Annotated in this window: 18 protein-coding genes and 2 rRNA genes; 12 read left to right on the top strand and 8 right to left on the bottom strand. The window is 66.1% G+C overall.

What is annotated here, in order from left to right:
- Both BLR57_RS19655 and rrf read left to right on the top strand, forming a co-directional pair.
- Window positions 1–247, top strand: a 23S ribosomal RNA gene (locus BLR57_RS19655); the annotation flags it as partial.
- A gap of 125 nt (window positions 248–372) precedes the next feature.
- A 5S ribosomal RNA gene (gene rrf / locus BLR57_RS17175) occupies window positions 373–494 on the top strand.
- A gap of 242 nt (window positions 495–736) precedes the next feature.
- Here the strand turns inward: rrf and BLR57_RS17180 are convergent.
- Complete coding sequence (locus BLR57_RS17180; RefSeq protein WP_089699660.1) at window positions 737–1,153, bottom strand: Rieske (2Fe-2S) protein; 417 nt, start codon at window positions 1,151–1,153, stop codon at window positions 737–739.
- A gap of 457 nt (window positions 1,154–1,610) precedes the next feature.
- Between BLR57_RS17180 and BLR57_RS17185 the strand changes: the two genes are divergently transcribed.
- The 6 genes from BLR57_RS17185 (at window position 1,611) to BLR57_RS17210 (ending at window position 8,937) form a co-directional block, all read left to right on the top strand.
- The gene (locus BLR57_RS17185; RefSeq protein ID WP_089699665.1) at window positions 1,611–2,429 is read left to right on the top strand and encodes a ParA family protein; all 819 of its coding nucleotides are present in this window, start codon (window positions 1,611–1,613) and stop codon (window positions 2,427–2,429) included.
- Window positions 2,422–2,940: a DUF7970 domain-containing protein gene (locus BLR57_RS17190; RefSeq protein WP_089699666.1), complete on the top strand. Its 519-nt coding sequence runs from the start codon at window positions 2,422–2,424 to the stop codon at window positions 2,938–2,940. Before BLR57_RS17185 ends, BLR57_RS17190 begins: the two co-directional genes overlap by 8 nt.
- A gap of 134 nt (window positions 2,941–3,074) precedes the next feature.
- Window positions 3,075–3,668, top strand: a complete 594-nt coding sequence (gene rdfA / locus BLR57_RS17195; protein WP_089699668.1) for a rod-determining factor RdfA — start codon at window positions 3,075–3,077, stop codon at window positions 3,666–3,668.
- 83 nt (window positions 3,669–3,751) lie between these two features.
- Window positions 3,752–5,695, top strand: a complete 1,944-nt coding sequence (locus BLR57_RS17200; RefSeq protein ID WP_089699669.1) for an archaea-specific SMC-related protein — start codon at window positions 3,752–3,754, stop codon at window positions 5,693–5,695.
- Between the two features lie 222 nt (window positions 5,696–5,917).
- A complete protein-coding gene (locus BLR57_RS17205) occupies window positions 5,918–7,612 on the top strand; it encodes a thiamine pyrophosphate-binding protein (RefSeq protein WP_089699671.1) in 1,695 nt (564 codons plus the stop codon).
- A gap of 359 nt (window positions 7,613–7,971) precedes the next feature.
- A complete protein-coding gene (locus tag BLR57_RS17210) occupies window positions 7,972–8,937 on the top strand; it encodes an NAD-dependent epimerase/dehydratase family protein (protein ID WP_089699673.1) in 966 nt (321 codons plus the stop codon).
- A 10-nt stretch (window positions 8,938–8,947) separates the two neighbouring features.
- On the opposite strand, the gene BLR57_RS17215 is transcribed toward BLR57_RS17210, so the two are convergent.
- The 3 genes from BLR57_RS17215 to BLR57_RS17225 form a co-directional block, all read right to left on the bottom strand.
- Entirely contained in the window at window positions 8,948–9,304 is a 357-nt protein-coding gene (locus BLR57_RS17215; protein ID WP_089699675.1) for a cupin domain-containing protein, read from the bottom strand.
- Window positions 9,305–9,591: 287 nt separating this feature from the next.
- Window positions 9,592–10,194 (bottom strand): HD domain-containing protein, encoded by a 603-nt coding sequence (locus tag BLR57_RS17220; protein WP_089699677.1) that lies wholly within the window; start codon window positions 10,192–10,194, stop codon window positions 9,592–9,594.
- 2 nt (window positions 10,195–10,196) lie between these two features.
- Window positions 10,197–10,922 (bottom strand): EthD domain-containing protein, encoded by a 726-nt coding sequence (locus BLR57_RS17225; protein ID WP_089699679.1) that lies wholly within the window; start codon window positions 10,920–10,922, stop codon window positions 10,197–10,199.
- Between the two features lie 73 nt (window positions 10,923–10,995).
- Between BLR57_RS17225 and BLR57_RS17230 the strand changes: the two genes are divergently transcribed.
- Entirely contained in the window at window positions 10,996–12,270 is a 1,275-nt protein-coding gene (locus BLR57_RS17230; RefSeq protein ID WP_089699681.1) for a M24 family metallopeptidase, read from the top strand.
- Between the two features lie 56 nt (window positions 12,271–12,326).
- Entirely contained in the window at window positions 12,327–13,331 is a 1,005-nt protein-coding gene (locus BLR57_RS17235) for an LLM class flavin-dependent oxidoreductase (RefSeq protein ID WP_089699682.1), read from the top strand.
- Between the two features lie 229 nt (window positions 13,332–13,560).
- Here BLR57_RS17235 and BLR57_RS17240 read toward each other — a convergent pair whose 3' ends face one another.
- From BLR57_RS17240 to pdhA, 3 genes are read right to left on the bottom strand one after another with little or no spacing between them, the layout of a single operon-like run.
- Window positions 13,561–13,944: a PaaI family thioesterase gene (locus tag BLR57_RS17240; protein ID WP_089699684.1), complete on the bottom strand. Its 384-nt coding sequence runs from the start codon at window positions 13,942–13,944 to the stop codon at window positions 13,561–13,563.
- A gap of 43 nt (window positions 13,945–13,987) precedes the next feature.
- Window positions 13,988–14,992, bottom strand: coding sequence for an alpha-ketoacid dehydrogenase subunit beta (locus BLR57_RS17245; RefSeq protein ID WP_089699686.1), 1,005 nt, complete (start codon window positions 14,990–14,992; stop codon window positions 13,988–13,990).
- Window positions 14,989–16,104, bottom strand: a complete 1,116-nt coding sequence (gene pdhA, locus BLR57_RS17250; protein WP_089699688.1) for a pyruvate dehydrogenase (acetyl-transferring) E1 component subunit alpha — start codon at window positions 16,102–16,104, stop codon at window positions 14,989–14,991. The genes BLR57_RS17245 and pdhA overlap by 4 nt, the downstream gene beginning before the upstream one ends.
- Window positions 16,105–16,551: 447 nt before the next feature.
- Between pdhA and BLR57_RS17255 the strand changes: the two genes are divergently transcribed.
- The gene (locus BLR57_RS17255; protein WP_089699689.1) at window positions 16,552–17,061 is read left to right on the top strand and encodes a VOC family protein; all 510 of its coding nucleotides are present in this window, start codon (window positions 16,552–16,554) and stop codon (window positions 17,059–17,061) included.
- Window positions 17,058–17,486, top strand: coding sequence for a PaaI family thioesterase (locus BLR57_RS17260; protein ID WP_089699691.1), 429 nt, complete (start codon window positions 17,058–17,060; stop codon window positions 17,484–17,486). Before BLR57_RS17255 ends, BLR57_RS17260 begins: the two co-directional genes overlap by 4 nt.
- A 121-nt stretch (window positions 17,487–17,607) precedes the next feature.
- Here the strand turns inward: BLR57_RS17260 and paaK are convergent, their stop codons facing one another.
- Window positions 17,608–18,894 carry a phenylacetate--CoA ligase PaaK gene (gene paaK / locus BLR57_RS17265; protein WP_089699693.1) on the bottom strand — a complete coding sequence of 429 codons (1,287 nt, stop codon included), beginning with the start codon at window positions 18,892–18,894 and terminating at the stop codon, window positions 17,608–17,610.
- Window positions 18,895–18,949: the final 55 nt, after the last annotated feature.

The raw sequence follows: 18,949 nt of genomic DNA on the forward strand, positions 1-18,949 counted from the left end.
AACGAACGTATAGTACGAGAGGAACTACGTTTGGGTGCCACTGGTGTACCGGTTGTCTGACAAGGCAAATGCCGGGAAGCTACGCACCACGGGGTAAGAGCTGAACGCATCTAAGCTCGAAACCCACATGAAAAAGAAGTACCACCGAGGACACTCGTAGAAGACGAGTTAGATAGACTCGGGGTGTACGCGCCGAGGCAACGAGGCGTTCAGCCCGCGAGCACTAACAGTCCAAGCCACATTCATACCGCATGGGAACCCGTGTCCGTAAACGGGTCCAGGTGCTAACTGGAATGCACGAACACATTGGTTGTCAAGACGAATCCAATCCGATCCTGGTGTTAACTACGGTTCGATTCCGTAGATCGGCATTCGGACGGCCATAGCGGTGAGGTTCCACCCGTACCCATCCCGAACACGGAAGTTAAGCTCACCAGCGTACGAGCAAGTACTGGAGTGCGAGAGCCTCTGGGAACACCCGTTCGCCGTCCACCATTCATACTTTAGCCTCCGACGCATTGCGTCGGGGGCTTTTTTCATTTATAGAGAGAGCGGCAGCACTATCGAGAGCGGCAGTACGAGCGCGAGACAGTTCCTTAGCGACGGCATCGCGCCAGCGACGGCACCGCGACCGCAACACCGACAGCGACGGCACCGCGACAGCGACAGCCCTGCCGACAGCACAGAGGCGGCCCCCCCATCGCGCCTGCGGCGCGAAGGGGCCCGCCGGTTTCAGTCAGAACGAGAGGTGAGACGACGAGCTCGGCATATCGTCATCGTCGTCGATGCCGCCCTCGTGGAGGAAGGTGTAGTCGTCGTCGGTGAGATAGACCGTTCCGTCGTCGACGGCGACGTCCACTTCGACGAGTGTCGAGTCCGCGGCTTTGCCGTTGTCACAGTAGCCCGAGCAGCCGTCGAACATCGAGCCGTGTTTCGGGCAGATGATCTCGCCGTCGCGAATCGCCGCGCCGGTCCCGCGGTCGAGTCGTTGGTCGGTTTCGTGTTGGCAGAAGTTGAGCCACGCGGCGACACAGTCGGCCGTGTGGACGACGAGCGCCTCCTCCTCGGAGCCGTCGCGTTCGCGGACGGTGAAGAGAAACGACTCGCCTTCGGCGAGCGTCGCCACCGTCGTGAGTTTCGTCGCGTTTTGCATCGGTGTTCGGCGTGTCGACGCGGCCAGCGCACAAAAAGTTCGGTATCGGGTACAGAAACGCCGCAACGCCGCCCAGAGCCGCCGTCTGCGACCGTGGACGAACGGTGAGTCGGGGCCGTAGTCGCTCCGCGACCGACCTGGGGAGCGGGTGGTGCGTACCGACTCTGCTTGGGGGGCGAAACCGGCTGTTTCCCTACAGTTTTCCATTTCCTGTCCGGGCCGTCGAACCGTTCGGTTGGATGCCCGTCGGGCCGTCCGCAGTCGCTACACATTCTACAATGTTTGAACTTCTCACAATGGGGAAACAGCTAAGTTCGCCGCCTCGGAGTCGTCAGATACGAATGACACAGTTCACGGCACTCGGTGGGCACGGTGTCTGGGCCGGGTGGGAGACTCGGCCGTCGGTCTCGCACGCGCGCACGCGACGTCACACACAGTCCGTGGGGGGTGTCCGTTGATGGGTCGGGCGGTAAGCGTCTCGCTCCAGAAGGGTGGCGTCGGCAAGACGACGGTGGCCATCAACCTCGCGGACGCGTTGGCCGCGCGGGACCACGACGTGCTCCTCGTCGACCTCGACCAACAGGGGAACGCGACCGAGGGTGTTGGTCTCAAGGAGCACTACAAGTCGGACTCGCCACACGTCGGCGACCTCCTGACCGACAGCGACCCGGTGGACGCCGAGACAGTCATCCACGAGCGTGAGGCCTTCGACGTCCTCCCCGCACACGTCAACCTCGACGAGGTGGAGGACAAGATCCGCAACTCAACGTTCGGGATGTTGTGGGTGCGTCGCCGAATCGTCGAGCCGTTGCTCGACGAGGTGTACGACTACATCGTCATCGACTCGCCGCCGAGTCTGGGACCGCTCTCGGACGCCTCGCTCATCGGTGCGCGGCACGTCATCGTCCCGCTCCTGATGAGCGAGCCGAGCGTGAGCGGCTTCGAGCGGATGTGGGAACAGCAGATTCGGCCCATCCGCGAGGAGGTGGGCATCGACCTGCTGGCCATCGTCCCCAACGACCTCAGCGGCAACAACGAGGAGAAGCGCATCATCGCCGACCTCGAGGACTCGCCGTTCGCCGAGTTCCTCCCGGCGTTCGCCCGGAGCGCGGAGTTCGAGAGCTCGCCCGGTCCCGGTATCCGTCACCGCATCGCCTTCAGCCGTGCGTGGCGTGAGGGGCAGACGTTGCGGGAGTACGACCCGGACAACGATATGCTCGCGCGGTTCGACGCCCTCGCCCGTGTCGTCGAGGAGGGAGGTGTCGCCGATGCCTGACGAGAACCGCTTTGCCGGACTCGGTGACCAACTCGACAGTGAGGATGAAGACGACTCCGAGACCGTGAGCGACGACGCGGCCGACGGTGTCGGCGAGGAGACTGGAAGTACCGAGACCGGTGACGGTGCTGGAAGCGACGGCGGAGCAGAGGGCGGAGCCGACGACGGAGAGGCAGCCGAGCCAGTGTCGGCGGCCCCGTCCGCTGCGGACCGAGGCGGTTCGCCTACCGGGAACCCCGAGGCGGGTTCCGAGCCGACGTCGTCCGCGGATGGCCGGGCCGAGTCGGGACCGGCGTTCGCGTTCGACGACACGCGGGCGAAGAGCCTCTACGTCCGCCCGGAGACGGTCGAACTGCTCGAAGACGCGGAGTTCGAGGTCGAATCGATCCTCCGTCGCGACCACGGTATCCGCGACCTGACGGGGCGGGAGTTCCACGACGCGCTCGTCCGCGCCGTCGCGGCCGACCCCGAGGCGGTCGCCGAGCTGGTCGCCGACGCTCGCGACGAGTGAAGGGTGGCGACTCGGTGACCGGTCGCTCGCCTCACCGAGGTATTTTAATGCCTCTCCGTCCAACGTTCGGCAATGAGTGACACTACACAGTGGGTTCAACGGATTCACCGGCTTCGCCAGAGGTGGGCTAGCAGATGAACAGTAAGGTCAGCCGCGTCATCGACAGCTACGACCTGGACGGTCTCGGTGACGAGCTGGTCGTCCGCTGGGTCGACGAGGGTGAGAGTCTCCGGGCGTTGGCCGACGAGTTCAACCGGCGCGTCCTCATGGGAGCGATGCGGGACGCGGGGGAGAACCCCATCGAGGGCGAGGTCGAGAACACCTACCGGCTCCTGACGGGCGACGACATCTCCAGCGGTGTCCGCACGGAGGCGCGGCGGTCACTCGAACGCAACGGGGTCGACGTCGAGCAGCTCGAACGGGACTTCGTCTCCCACCAGGCGATCCACACGTATCTGACGAAGCACCGCGGCGTCTCGAAGGAGACCGAACCGGAAGACAGCACCGAGACGTTGGAGAAGAACCAGCGGACAATCCAGCAGCTGAAGGGCCGGACGCGGGCGGTGACGACGAACATTATCGAGAATCTGCGGGACACCGGTCGCCTCGACGTCGACGACTTCGACGTCATCGTCGACGTGCGGGTCATCGAGACGGAAACCGGCGAGACGTACGACGTCGCCGACCTCTTCGAGGAGCGTGCCGAGGTCGACGCGGCGGCGGAGTGACCGGCCGTCCGGGGTAACCTCTAGGCTTACGAAGAGTACGCCAACCCCGAAAGGTAAATACGGGCCGTGCATGGTGTCTACTAATGAACTCCCAGCAGGCACCAGCGACCCGTGCCGACGTGTACGTCAGAAACGTCGGCGGCATCGACGAAACGACCGTCAGTCTCGACCAGGGCGTCACCGTCCTGACCGGCCGGAACGCCACCAACCGAACCTCGTTCCTGCAGGCGGTTATGGCCGGACTCGGTAGCGACAACGTCTCGATCAAACGCGACGCCGACGAGGCAGAGGTCACGCTCACGCTCGGCGACGAGACGTACACGCGGACGCTCAGCCGACGCAACGGCACCATCGTCTCGGACGGCGAGCCGTTCCTCGACGACCCCGAACTGGGCGATCTCTTCGCGTTCCTCTTGGAGATGAACGAGGCGCGGCAGGCCGTCGCCCGTGGCGACGACCTCCACGAGCTCATCATGCGGCCGGTCGACACCGACGCCATCCAGGCGGAGATCAGCGAACTCCAGTCCGAGCGGCGTGACGTCGACGCCGAACTGGAAGAACTCGACAAGCTGAAGCGGAAACTCCCGAGTCTCGAAGAGCGGAAGACGAAGCTCCAGTCGCAGATCGACGAGCAGTCCGACGAGTTGGCCGAGAAGCGCGCCGAGTTGGAGGAACTCGACGCCGACGTCGAGACCTCCCGCGAGGAGCAATCGGAGTTAGACGAGAAGCTGGCCGAACTCCGCGAGACGGAGTCGGACCTCGAAGACGTGCGCTTCGACATCGAGACCGAGCGTGACAGCCTCGACGCACTCCGGTCGGACAAAGAGGAACTCGAGACGGAGCGTCGGGAGCTTCCGACCGCGCCCGACGACGAGCTTGCGGAACTCGACAAGCGGATCCAGCGGCTGCGTGGCCGTGCGGAGACCATCGACTCGGTCGTCAGCGAACTGCAGTCGGTCGTCCAGTTCAACGAGGAGATGTTGGAGGAGGGCGAAAGCGAGTTCGCCGAGGCACTCCAGCCCGACTCGAACGGCTCCGTCACCGACCAGCTCGTCGGCGACGAGACGACGACCTGTTGGACCTGTGGGACCGAGGTCGAGACCGACCAGATCGAGGAGACGCTCGACCAGCTCCGTCAGCTGCGCTCCTCGAAGCTCTCGACGCGCACCGAACTGACGAGCGAGGTCGACGAGCTGCAAGCCGAGAAGCGGTCCATCGAGCAGACCCAACAGAAGAAAGAGCGGCTCGACCGTCGGCTCGACGACGTGGAGGCGGAGATCCGTCGGCGCGAGGAGAACGTCGAGGACCTCGAAGCCCGCGAGGAGGAACTCGTCGACGAACTCGGTGAGCTGGAGGACGAGGTCGACGACCTCGAATCCGAGGAGTACAGCGAGGTGCTCGACCGGCACAAGGAGGCCAACCAGCTGGAGTTCGAGGTCCAGCGGTTGAAGAAGGAGCGTCGGAGCGTCGAGGACGAGATCCGCTCCGTCGAGGACAAGCTCTCGCGTCGCGAGGAACTCGAAGCCCGCCGCGAGGAGATCAGCGAGGAACTCGAATCGCTGCGCACGCGCATCGACCGCATCGAACAGCAGACGGTCGACGAGTTCAACGAGCACATGGACGCCGTGCTCGCGGAGCTCTCCTACGAGAACATCGACCGCATCTGGATCGAGCGCACGCAGAAACAGGTCCGTGAGGGTCGCCGGAAGGTCACGAAGAGCCACTTCGACCTGCACATCATCCGCAGTACCGACGAGGGAACGACGTACGAGGACACCGTCGACCATCTCTCGGAGAGCGAACGGGAAGTGACCGGCCTCGTCTTCGCGCTCGCGGGCTATCTCGCCCACGACGTCTACGAGGTGTTGCCGTTCATCCTGCTCGACTCCCTGGAGGCTATCGACTCCGAGCGCATCGCCGCGCTCGTCGAGTATCTCGACGACTACGCGGACTATCTCGTCGTCGCGCTGCTGCCCGAGGACGCCGCGGCCGTCGACGAGCGGCACGCTCGCGTCACGAGCATCTAACCCGGTGACAGAACCGCCAGCAGCCGCCGACGCTGCTCACTGATAGCTCGGTTCTCACTGTTACGCGTGTAGTCGTGTAACGACCCTCGGCACGCCGACCCATAGAGCAAAGTATCCGACCGTGGTCTGTGTTGGCATGACGCCCGATGTCGAACCGGTCGCCGTTTCGTCCGTCGTCTCGCCCGTCGACTCCGAGAGCCACCGGCTCGCCCGGCTGGGACGATGAAAGCAGCCGAGGCGGTCGTCGAGACGCTGGAGGCACTCGGCGTCGAGCGCGTCTTCGGCTATCCCGGCGGGCGCGTCATCGAACTGTTCGACCACCTGCCGGACTCCGATATCGACCTCGTGCGCCCGCGCGACGAGCGGGAGGCGAGCGTCATGGCCGAGATGCACGGTCGCTTGACGGGCCAGCCGGGCGTCCTCTCCGGGCAGGGACCGTGGATCGGCAGTCTGGGCGTCATCGGACAGATGGAGGCGCGGCTCGCCTCGTCGCCGATGGTCGTCCTCACCGAAGCGAGCGAACGCGGCGACTACTCGACGCTCGCGCCGTACCAGCAGGCGCGCGGCGACTACGGCGGTCTCGATTTACCCAAAATTCTCGACGGCGTGACGAAGGAACACTGGTTTCCGCGGACGCCCACGGAGACCCTGCGGAGCGTCCAGCTCGCGTTCAAACACGCCGTCGCGGGGCGGCCGGGTCCGACCGCCGTCATCCTCGACGGGACCGGCGTGACCCAAGCGGTCCCCGAGGACCCGACCCCGCCGGTGTGGGACCCGGTCGAACAGACCCGGACGTGGCTCTCGCGGCCGACCGCCGAAGACGTCGCCGCCGCCGCGGAGGCACTCGCCGCCGCCGACAGGCCGGTCGTCGTCGCTGGCAACGGGGTCCACGCCGCGAAAGCGTACGACGAACTCGCGACCGTCGCCGAGGCGTACGACGCCGTCGTCACGACCTCTTACCTGGGCAAATCCACGTTCCCCGAGACCGACGAGCGGGCGGCGGGCGTCATCGGTTCGTTCGGCCACGAGGGCGCGAATCAGGTCGTCAGCGAGGCCGATACGCTCCTCGTCGTCGGCTGTCGGATGAACCCGATGGACACCAACTGGCAGGCACCCAGCTTCATCCGGCCGGACGAGCAGACCATCGTCCACGCCGACATCGACACGCGGAACGCGGGCTGGGTCTACCCCGCGGACGTCGGTCTCATCGGCGACGCGAAGGAGTCGCTGCGGGACCTCGCCGAGGCTGGCGGCGGCGACAACGACTGGGCACTCGACCGCGCTCGCGAGGCTCGCGGGTCGTTCACCGCGCCGGAGTGCGACTCGGACGCCGAGCCGATCCTTCCCCAGCGCGCGGTGAAGGAGATCGAAGCCGTCGTCGATAGGGAGACCATCGTCACGGCCGACTCGGGTAACAACCGCTTTTGGCTCTTGAACTATCTCCAGACGCCAGCAGTCAGGACCTACTTCGGCAGCGGCGGCGTCGGCGGGATGGGTTGGGCAACGCCCGCGGCGGTGTCGGCCGCGCTCGCGACGGACAAGGACGTGATCGGTGTCGCGGGCGACGGTGGCTTCGCCATGACGATGACGAGCGTCGAGACCGCCGTCGAGTACGGTGTCGCGCCGACGTTCGTCGTGCTCAACGACACGAGTCTGGGGATGGTCCGGCAGATGCAGGCTGAGAAGAACGACATCGCGGGCGTCGAGTTCCACGACACCGACTTCGTGAAAGTCGCCGAGGGCTTCGGTGCGGTTGGGCGGCGGGTGACGACGGCCGAGGGGTTAGCCGAGGCACTGCGCGAGGGGAAGGCGAGCGACCTGCCGACCGTCGTCGACGTGCGGATCGACCGCGAGCAGGACATGGCCGAGACCTTGCAGTCGTCGTTCTACGCGCAGGTGGGTGGGTTGCACGAGTGAGTGGTTTCTGAGTCTGGAAGCGAACTTTGACTCGATGTCTTTGCGACCCCGAAAGCCCACGCTCTCTCGACTCGCGCGCCTCGCTGTGCTCCTCGCCTCGTTTCACTCGGCTGCGGTGCTTGCATCGTCGTGCTTCGTCGAGAGCGCGTCCCCTTTCGGTCCCACCCGCCCGCAACAGCCACATCCTCCCCAGCCGACTCCTTCGCTCGTTGCACTCGCTCAGTCGTCCCTCGCGTGCGTGTTTCGCGGCCGACGCCGCGAAGCCACGCGCCTGGCCAGTGGTTCGGCGGGCCGAATTTGAATGATTGTTCCTGAGGGACTGAGAAACACTTTTCTCGCCGACGCGTCCTTCTCGGAGTATGTCAACCGTTCTGGTAACTGGCGGAACCGGCTTCATCGGCTCGTACGTCGCCGAGGACCTCCTCGCGCAGGGTCACGACGTCGTCGCGTACGACCTCTCGACGGACCCCAGAATCCTCGAAAAGCTCGGCATCGCCGACGACGTGGAGATCCGCCGCGGCGACGTGACCGACTCGACGGACGTCGTTCGGGCCGTTCGAGAGACCGGCGCGACCCACATCGTCCATCTCGCGGCGTTGCTGACGACGACCGCCCGCGAGAACCCGCGGCTGGCGATGCGGGTCAACATCGAGGGGACGAACAACGTCTTCGAGGCCGCCCGGACGCTCTCCGAGCAGGTCGAGCGGGTCGCGTGGGCCTCCAGTGCCGCGGTCTACGCACCCCCACGGAACTACGACGACGGCAGCGACTGGTGGGTCACCGAGGACGACCTCGTGTATCCGGACACGCTCTACGGCGCGACGAAGGAGTACAACGAGCACCAGGCGCGGGTCTACCACGAGGATTTCGGCGTCTCACACGTCGGCCTCCGGCCGACGGTCGCCTACGGCCCCTACCGCGAGACGGGCGGCTCGGCGTTCCTCGCGAACATCGTCGAGAAGCCCGCGCTCGGCGAGTCGTTCTCCGTCGAATACGGCGACCAGGCCATCGACTGGCAGCACGTCCGCGACATCGCCCAGTCGTTCCGCTGTGCCGCGTTCGCGCCCGAAGAAGACCTCACCCAGCGCGTCTACAACGTCCGCGGCGAACTCGCGACGATTCGGGAGGCCGCCGAGACCGTCCAGAACATTCTGCCCGACGCGGACCTCACCGTCTCCGACGAGGGCGAACTGCCGTGGACCCAGAAGCTCGACATGACCAAGGCCCAGGAGGACCTCGGCTACGACCCCGAGTACGACCTCGAGACGGGCTTCCGGCAGTACATCGACGTGCTGCGCGAGGAAGCCGGACTGGGCCCTGTCTGATTCGACCCCGCTACTCCTCGACGACGACGCCGTCGTCCTTCGTCGCGGGCGCGCCGACGACGAACACCTCGCCCGGCTCGACACAGACGAGTTGGCGAATCTCCTCGGGCGAGACGACGACGATGTCGCCGGCGACTAGCTCGTCCGTCTCGTCCTCGTAGCGCAGCTCGAACTCGCCGGAGAGGACGTGGTACAGTTCCTCCTGCTCCTCCTGGTAGTGTCGGTTCAGCCGTTCGCCCGCCTCGAACACCCAGACGTTGGGCCGCATCTGCTGGGGCCGCAGTTCCATGCCGACGGACTTGAGGTCCGCGACGCCGTCGTCGAGTTCGCGGACGTCGATCTCGTCGAGGTTTACTTTCGCGTGCATCGGTGACGGTTCTCACAGCAGCCCGAAAAAGATGTGGCCGAATCAGGATGTGACTGGTCAGTCGGAACGGCGCGTGGCTTCGCGGCCTCCGTGCCGCGAGCCACTCACGCGAGGGATGAGCACCGGAACGACGCGAGTGAAACGAGCGGAGTGAGGAGCGCAGTCGGCTGGGGAGGGTGTGGTCTCTCGAAGCGCAAGCAGCTGTGGCCGTGTCCTTCCCGTCACCCATCTCCCGCCTCACGGACTCAAACGCTGACAGCCGGCACACTGAGCCACACCCAAACGACTCACTCTTGGGTCTGTGAATACTCCTTGACCCACTCTTTCAGACTGATGCCCATCGTCGCGTAGGTGATCGCGTTCGACGACGCCGAGTTCGCGCTCTTGACTAACTCGGCCTCCAGCGTCCGCGTCGGAACCTCACCCAGGAAGTGCGGAATCGCGCGCTGCACAGCGAGGGGACAGCCGACCTCGTGGGCCAGTGCGTAGCCCGAGATGGAGTGGGGAATCTCCTGTGTCGCGTACTCCGGGTCCGGGTCGTCCAGCACGTCGTCGTCGACGAAGTCGACGTACTCGTAGCACTTGCCCACGTCGTGCAGGAGGCAGGCGGCGATAATCACGTCCATGTCCGGCTCCGCGCCGTGGAAGTCGCGCTGTTCCTCGGCCGATTTGATGGCGATCCGCGTCACGCCGCGGACGTGCTCGACGTTGTCCACTTCGTGGATGTTCCACGCGTAGGGGATGTCGTGGATGTCGCGCCAGCCGCCGCGTTCGAGACCGAGACACCACGCCTCGACGACCTGCGCGCGCAGCGTGTCGGAGTCGATATCCGCCAACTCGGGGAACGCCGCCTCGACCTGTCCACGTTGGTCGGTGAAATCGGTCGACATAGTTAGCGAAGCTCGTCTTTCTGGACGGTCTCGCGGCCGATGAACCGCGGCCGCTCGCCGATGGCGAGGAAGTTGTTCACGTCTTCTCTCGCTTCCTTCGCCTTCCCCTTCGCGGGGTCGTAGTCGCGCGACCCCTCGCTGCCGAGGGCGTCGTGGAGCGCGTCGAGGTCGTCGAAGTACAACTCCGCGACGCCGTCGAACTCCGCCGCCTCGGGATTCGTCGGCAACACGGTGTCGTACTTGACGACGCCTTCGATCTCCCGCGCGATGGGTGTGTGGTTGTTCTGCCAGTGGTCGACGAACTCGTCGTGGGTCATCCCCTCCTTGCGGACGAGGAACGCCGAGTGTTTGTAGAGTCCATCGGTATCGCCGTCGACCTCGTCTTTCTGGACGACGACCTCGCCGATGAAGCGCGGGCGACGCTCGATGTCGAGGAAGTTGTCGACGTCCTCGCGGGCTTCCTTGGCCTTGCCTTTGGCGGGGTCGTAGTCACGGGAGCCTTCGCTGCCGAGGGCGTCGTGCAGCGCGTCCAAATCGTCGAAGTACAGCTCGGCGAGACCGTCGAACTCCGCCGCCGCGGGCGTCACGGGCTGGACCGTGCCGTACTTGACAACGCCCTCGATCTCGCGGGCGATAGGGGTATGATTGGTCTGCCAGTAGTCGACAAACTCCTCGTGGCTCATGCCCTCTTTCCGGACGAGGAGGGCGATGTGTTTGTAGAGGCTCATTCACCGGAGAATCTCGGTTCGTACTCATAAATCATGAGGGAGAATTAAGAGACCCGGACGCGACAGGTGCGCCATGACGTTCTACGAGCGCGACTTCATGGAAGGCACCCGGGGGACGATGGCCGTCGACTGGGAGGAACGCATCGACACGAAGCGGATGCGCGAGGAGCGCAAAGAGCGCGCGCTCGAACGGATGCGGGATGCTGGATTGAGTTCGATGCTCCTCCTCTCGGACCCGAACATCCGCTACGTGACCGGCCTCGCGATGACCGGCGGCAGCGGCGCGGACCACTACTCGCTGCTCCTCGAAGACGGCTCTGTCGTCCACTGGGACACCGCCGACCACGCCTCGAACCAGCGGTTCAACTGTCCCTGGCTGACCGACATCCGCTACGCCTGCCCCGGTCTCGGCAACGTTCCGCGGGCCTCCGGCAGCCCCAGTGCCCGCAAATTCCTCCTCGACACGATGGCCGAGGGCGTCGCGAGCGCGCTCTCTGACTACGGCCTCGAGAAAGAGCCGATGGGCATCGACGTCGGCAACGCGGGCCTGCTCGACGCCCTCGAACGCCAGGGCATCGACACCCGCACCGAGGAGTGCGCGGCCGTGATGGAAGATGCGAGAAAGGTCAAGACCAAAGACGAAATCGAGTGTCTGCGGATGGTCGCCGCCATCGCCGAGGCGGGCTTCCAGCAGGTCGTCGAGAACGCCCGGCCAGGAAGGAGAGAATCGGAGGTTTGGGGCGACGTGACCCGCGAACTGTGGCGTCACGGCGCGTTCGTCGGCGGCGGCTACCTGACCTCGGGACCGAACACGTGGCCCAAGCACCAGGCCAACACGACGGACCGGATGATTCGCCCCGGCGACCTCGTCTACGCCGATATGTACAACATCGGCTACCTGGGCTACCGCTCCTGTTACTACCGCACCTTCTCGATGGGCGAACCCACGGAGGCGCAGCAGGACGCCTACGAACTCGCCCGCGACAACCTCTACGACGTGCTCGAACGCATCGAACCCGGCGCGACCACCGACGACGTCGCGCAGGGCTTCCCGGACATGGAAGGCGAACACGCCGACTGGTACGACGCCGACGAGCACTGGCAGATGACCACCAACCACTGGGCGCACGGGCTCGGCCTCCAGTTGTACGAAGTCCCCCTCATCTGGCGCGGCATCTCCGAAGACCACCCCATCGAACTGGAGGAGGGGATGGTGATGGCCGTCGAGACCCAGGAGCCAGCCGAGCGGCAGGGCGTCCGCGTCGAGGAGATGGTCGTCGTCCGCGAAAACGGCGTGGAGATCCTGAGTCAGTGGCCCGTCGAGGAGATCACCGCCATCGACTACTGACCTTCTGCCGAACCTTCCTGATAAACCGTTAAGTCCACACCGTCCGACCCTCAGCCATGAAACTCGGCACCGGCCTGTTCACCTGTCAGCGCCGCCCGGACGACGACCGGCCGACGAGCGCCCTCTACGACGAGATGCTGACGCTCGCGCGCACCATCGAGGACGCTGGCCTCGACAGCGCGTGGGTCTCCGAACACCACTTCCTCGACGACGGCTACCTCTCGGGGACGATGCCCGCGCTCGGCGCGTTAGCGGCCGCCACCGACGAGATAGAGATCGGCTCCTGTATCGCGCTCGCGCCGCTCTACAACGCCGTCCGGCTCGCCGAGGACGCCGCCACCGTCGACCTCGTCTCGAACGGTCGACTCACGCTCGGTCTCGCCATCGGGTCGAACCCCCGGGAGTTCGCGGAGTTCGGCGTCCCACAGGAGGAGCGCGTCGAACGCCTCGCCGACACGGTCGACCTCCTCAGAGGTGCCTGGTCCGACGGACCACTCGGTCACGAGTCGCCCTACAATCCAGTCTCGCCCGACACGTCCATCACCCCCAAGCCCGACGGCCACCTTCCCATCATGCTCGGCGGGGCGGCCAAGCCCGCGGTCCGCCGGGCCGCCCGCACCGCCGACGGCTGGTGCGCGCCCTCGTCGCTCTCCGTTGGGGCCGTAAAGAAGCGCGTCGACGACATCCGGCAGGTGCGGGAGAAAGAGGGTCTCGACGGCGACTTCACCGTCTACGTCCTCCAGCACGGCTTCGTCGGCGACTCCCGCGAGGAGGCGTGGGACGCCATGAAGGACGGCTATCTCTATCTCCAGCGACGCTACGCGGAGATCTTCTCCGGCGAGTCGGTGCCGGAACTGGACGACGAGCGCAAGCGAGAACTGAAAGACCAGGCCATCTTCGGCACGCCCGAGCAGGTCAGAGAGGAGCTGGAGACCTACCGCGACGCCCTCGGCGACGACGTTCACTTCATCTTCCGGACGTACCACCCCGGAACGGGAACTGAAGAGATGGTCGAGTGCATCGAGCGGCTGGGCGAGGAAGTCGCGCCGGAACTGGCCTGACTCCTCCCCGCTCCTCTTCTCCCCCGCACCCCCTCAACTCCACACCCCTCCTCGGCTGCTCGCGCTCGCCCCGGCGGCACGCTCGGCTACCGGACGAGTGCCGACGCCCACAGCTCCCTCCCTTCTCCTCTCCTCCCCCACACCCCCTCCTCTCCGCATCCCACCCTGTCGTCCTTTCGCGCCCTCCCGCACCGCCCGGCGGCTGGCAGGCGCGCAAAAAATTTCACCCCTACCCGGTCTTGTAGACACCCCGGACCTGCGCGGCGCGGGTGTCGTCCGCGGTGAACACGTCGACGTCGACGACGCCGATGTCGCCGCCGAGCCGGACCACGTCCGCCACCGCCCGGAGGTCGCCGGTCCCCGCACTCAGATAATCGATGCGTATGTCGATGGTCGGCACGGGCTGGTCGACCAGCGAGACGAGTGCCGCGCCGCCCACCGTGTCGGCGAGCGTGAACGTGACGCCGCCGTGGGCCATCTGCTTCTCACTGTTCCACGACAGCTCCTCGCGCATCTCGATCCGGCCCTCGGCGTGGCCGTCCTCTACCTCGGTCACCTCGACGCCGAGCAGGTCGGCGAACGGCATCGTCTCGAAGAACTCCTCGATGTCCATGGCAGACTCTCACACGCGACCGTCTTAAAAATGGGTTCCTACGCTACGCCTCGGCCTCGACCGTCTCGCGGATGCCCTCGGCGATACGCACCGGCGCGGGGAGGTAGAAGTCCTCCAGCGCGTGCAGCGGCACGGGCGTGTCGAAGCCCGTGACGCGCTTGATGGGGGCTTCGAGGTGGTAGAGCGCGTCCTCCTGGAGGGTGGCGACGAGTTCGCCCGCGAAGCCACCCGACAGCGGGGCTTCGTGGACGACGACGCCCCGTCCGGTTCGCTTCAGTGACTCGACAGTCGTCTCGCGGTCCAGCGGCGAGATCGTGCGTAAGTCGACCACCTCGACGTCGATACCGAGGTCCGCTTCGACCAGCTCGGCGGCCTCCAGCGTCGGCGGGACCATCGAGCCGTAGGTGAAGACCGAGACGTCCGACCCTTCGCGGCGGACGGCGGCCTTCCCCAACTCGATGGGTTCCGCGTCGAGATCGACCGGTTCGCGGAACGACCGGTAGAGCCGCTTCGGTTCGAGGAAGACGACGGGGTCGGGGTCGCGGATGGCCGCACGGAGCAGGCCGTAGGCGTCGGTCGGCGTACTCGGAATCGCGACCTTCAGCCCCGGCTGGTGGGCGAAGATGGCCTCCATCGACTCCGAGTGGTGTTCTGGGGCGCGAATCCCGCCGCCGTAGGGCGCGCGGACGACCATCGGACAGGTGAACCGGCCGCGGCTCCGGTTTCTGAGACGGGCGGCGTGAGAGACGAGCTGGTCGAACGCGGGGTAGACGAAGCCCATGAACTGTATCTCCGCGACAGGCCGCAGCCCCTTCGTCGCCATGCCGATGGAGGCACCGACGATGCCCGATTCGGCCAGCGGCGTGTCGAGGACGCGCGCCGAGCCGAATTCGTCGTAGAGACCGTCGGTGGCGCGGAAGACGCCGCCGTTCTTCCCCACGTCCTCGCCGAGGACGAGCACACCCTCGTCGCGAGCCATCTCCGCCCGCAGTGCCTCGCGGACGCCGTCGACGAGCGTCAGCTGTTCGCCGGATTCGGCGAGGCTCACGAGTGGTCCCTCCGGAAGGCGTCCTCGCCGTAGCGTTCGACGAGTGCCTCCAGTTCCGCGCGCTGGCGTTCCAGTTCGGGCGTCGGCTCGGCGTAGACGTGCTCGAACATCGCCCCGGGCGACTCGGCCGTGGTCGACTCGGCGGCCGCGATGGCGTCGGCGAGCTGCTCCTCGATACGCTCCGTGATGGCTTCCTCCGTCGCGTCGTCCAGCAGGCCGCGGTCCCGCAGGAACCGCTCGTAGCGCGGGATGGGGTCGCGGTCGCGCCACTCCTCGGGGACGCCCTCCCGGTAGACGTCGGGGTCGTCGGCGGTGGTGTGCGCGCCGAAGCGGTACTGGACCGCCTCGATGAGCGTCGGCCGCGCCTCGCCGGGACCGGGGTCGCGCGCCTTCCGGACGGCCTCGCGGGTGGCGACGTAGACCGCGAGGGGGTCGGTCCCGTCGACCTGGACACCGTCGAAGCCGTAGGCGTCGGCCTTCTGGGCGATGGTCTCACTCGCGGTCTGTCGCTCGCGAGGGACGGAGATGGCCCACTGGTTGTTGTTGCAGAAGAAGACGACCGGCGCGTCGAAGACGCCCGCGAAGTTCATCCCTTCGTGGAAGTCGCCCTCGCTGGTCGCGCCGTCGCCGAAGTAACAGCAGTAGACGCTGTCCTCGCCGAGATAGCGCGACGCCATCGCCGCGCCCGCGGCCTGCGGAAGCTGCGTCGCGATGGGGATATACTCCGGCATGACGTTGACGCCCTCGGGGATCGCGTAGCCGTCGCCGTGGCCCATCATCGTCAGGAGCAGCGACTCGATGGGCACCCCGCGAACCACCTTCGCGGCGTGGTCGCGGTAGGTCGGGAAGAGCCAGTCTTGGGTCCCCAGCGCGTAGGCACTGGCGACCTGGGCCGCCTCCTGTCCGGCGAGGGGCGCATAGGTGGCGATGCGGCCCTGTCGCTGGAGGCTAACCGCCCGCTCGTCGAAGCGACGGGCGAGTCGCATATGCTCGTAGATGCCGAGCAGGGTCTCGTCGTCGACGTCGGGCAGCGGTTCGTCGGTCCGGCTGCCGTCGGGGTTCAACAGTCGATACTGGGAGTCGTCGTCCGCGGAGTGGTCGAGTACGCTCATATGGTGGGCTGTGGTTCGGTGTGGTGTCGTGGTGTGGTCGCTCGTGGCTGTCCGGGGTTGTCGGGGCGTGCAGAACGCGCGTCGTCGCCGTCTTAGGTCCGTGTGCTCCTCGTGGCGGGTGCTGTCGGAACTCCGCGCTGTTTCGTCCACAGAACTGCGAAAAACGTCTCCACCAGTGTCGTCTCGGGCCGCGTGTGGGGGCTGTCGTCGGTGCCAACGGTTCGGTCGGCAGTCGGACTGGTGGAGTCCATACCTGATATGATCTCTATCTTGTATTAATTATTGTGTGGGATTCGGTGCCACGGATTGGTCGCCACAGTGGGTGGTTGGGGTGACAAAGTTGTGCTTTCAACCGGTTCTTTCTGACCAATCGTCAAGCGTCAGGGGCGGACCGTCCGGTTCCAGCGGCGTGGATAGCGTTAAGATTCTCCCGGAACGTCATCGTGTATGTCGACACACCACACACCGATTCGGGTCGACCACGTCGGTATCGCCGTCGAGTCGGTACCGGAGGCCGAGACCGTCCTCCAGGCGCTCGGGGCGGTCAAGCGTCACGAGGAACCGAGTCCCGACGGCTCGTTCACCTGGGGAACCTACGAACTCGGCGACGCGTCGCGGTTAGAGCTTATCGCGCCGACCGAGAGCGAGGCCGAAGACGGGTTCCTCGGCGACTTCCTCGCCGAGCACGGGCCGGGACTCCACCACGTCACGCTCGAAGTGGCCGACCTCGCCGCCGTCGTCGACAGTCTCGAAGCGGCCGGGCTGCGGGTCGTCGACGTCACCGACCGGGGCGACTGGACGGAGGCGTTCGTCTCGCCGCGGAATCCGACTGGCGTCCTGTTTCAACTGATGGAGTACCACGAGGGCTACGCAACACGCCACGGTGGTGCTGACGCGGCCTACGTCGACGGTGTGCGGCTAGGGGCGAGTGAGGAAAGTCCGGAGGGCGACGAATGAGCGACGACACGGGAGCCGAGAGCGACGCCGACGACGTCCCCGCCGAGGTCCGCGAACGGATCGAGTCGGACCCCTACTGTGCGACGCTCGGCATCGACCTCCGAGAACTCGGAGCTGGGTCGGCGACGACGGCGTTGACCGTCACCGACGACCTCCTCAACTTCCACGGGACGCCCCATGGGGGCGCGCTCTACTCGCTGGCCGACGCGGCCTTCGCCGCGGCCTCCAACAGTCACGGCGACCCGGCCGTCGCGCTGGAGACGAACGTCTCCTATCTCGCCGCCGTCGACGTGGGGGCGACCGTCCTCGCAACTGCCACAGAGACCCACCGCACCCGCCGGACCGCCGAGTACGAGGTGGTGCTCACGACCGAGACCGACGGCGAGCGCGTGGCGACGTTCCGCGGCCGGGTCTACCGCCCCTGACGCCGTCGCTCGCGTTCAAGGTATCCGAGTCAGCGAAGAAAGACGACGAGATGACGGGACGCCGGGACGCCGGGCCGACGAGACGATGAGACGATGAGACGACGAGAGGACAGCACCGACTTCAGCGGTGGTCGTAGACGCGTTGGACCTTGCCGACCTCGGTGCGGCCGATGGTGCCCGGTTCGACGATGTCGATGCTGTCGGGCGTGACGTCGAGGACGTCCTCCAGTCGCGCCTGGACCGTCTCGCGGAGGCTCTCGCTCGACCCCGCGTACTCCTCGTGGTGCTCGACGGTCAGCTCCAAGGTGTCGAGGCTGCCGTCGCGCCGCAGGTCGATGCGGTAGTGGGGGGCGACCTCGTCGAGGTCGAGCATGACCTCCTCGATCTGGCTGGGGTAGACGTTGACCCCGCGGACGATGAGCAGGTCGTCGGCGCGGCCGGTGACGTTGCCCATGCGGACGCAGGTCCGGCCACACTCGCAGCTGTCGTAGTTCAGCGTCGTCATGTCGCCCGTGCGGTAGCGCAGCACCGGGAGTGCCTGCTTCGAGAGCGTCGTCAGGACGAGTTCGCCCTCCTCACCCTCCGGAAGCACCTCGCCGGTGGCGGGGTCGATGATCTCGGGGTAGAAGTGGTCCTCCCAGATGTGGAGCCCGTCCTGTGCGTCCGCACACTCGATGGAGACGCCGGGACCAATAATCTCGGAGAGACCGTAGACGTCGACGGCGGTGACGCCGAGTGCGTCCTCGATCTCCTCGCGCATCGGGTCGGTGAAGGGTTCCGCGCCGATGATGACCGTCGACAGCGGCAGGTCGCGGACGTCGATGCCGCGCTTCTCGGCGGCTTCGGCGAGGTAGAGACAGTAGGAGGGGGTACAGCAGAGGACGTCGCTCCCGAGGTCTTGGAGCATATCGATCTGTCTTGCGGTGTTGCCGCCGCCGGTCGGGACGACGCACGCGCCGAGTTCCTGAATCCCGTCGTGGAAGCCCAAGCCGCCAGTGAAGAGTCCGTAGCCGTAGGCGTTCTGGACGACGTGGTCCTCGCGGACGCCCGCGGCGGAGAGCGACCGCGCCATCACTTCCCGCCAGACGCCGAGGTCGTCTTCCGTGTAGGAGACGACCTTCGGCTTTCCTGTGGTTCCCGAGGACGCGTGGATACGCTTCACGTCGGCCCAGTCGACGGCGAACATCCCGTCGGGATACTCGTCGCGGAAGTCCTCCTTCTCGGTGAACGGCAGCGTGTCGATGTCGTCGACGCTCTCGATGTCCCCGGGAGAGACCCCCGCCTCGTCCAGTGTCTCGCGGTAGTAATCGACGTTCTCGTAGGCGTGTGCAACGATATCTCGGAGCCGCTCGCTTTGGAGTTCGTGGAGGTCCTCTCGTGATGCGGTTTCTACATCATTATTGACCATATAGAATCGGAACCGGCCACCGTTAAATACGTTTGTGTGTCTGTCACTCGCACGC

The sequence above is a fragment of the Halogranum gelatinilyticum genome (genome assembly GCF_900103715.1).
GTDB classification, from domain to species: domain Archaea; phylum Halobacteriota; class Halobacteria; order Halobacteriales; family Haloferacaceae; genus Halogranum; species Halogranum gelatinilyticum.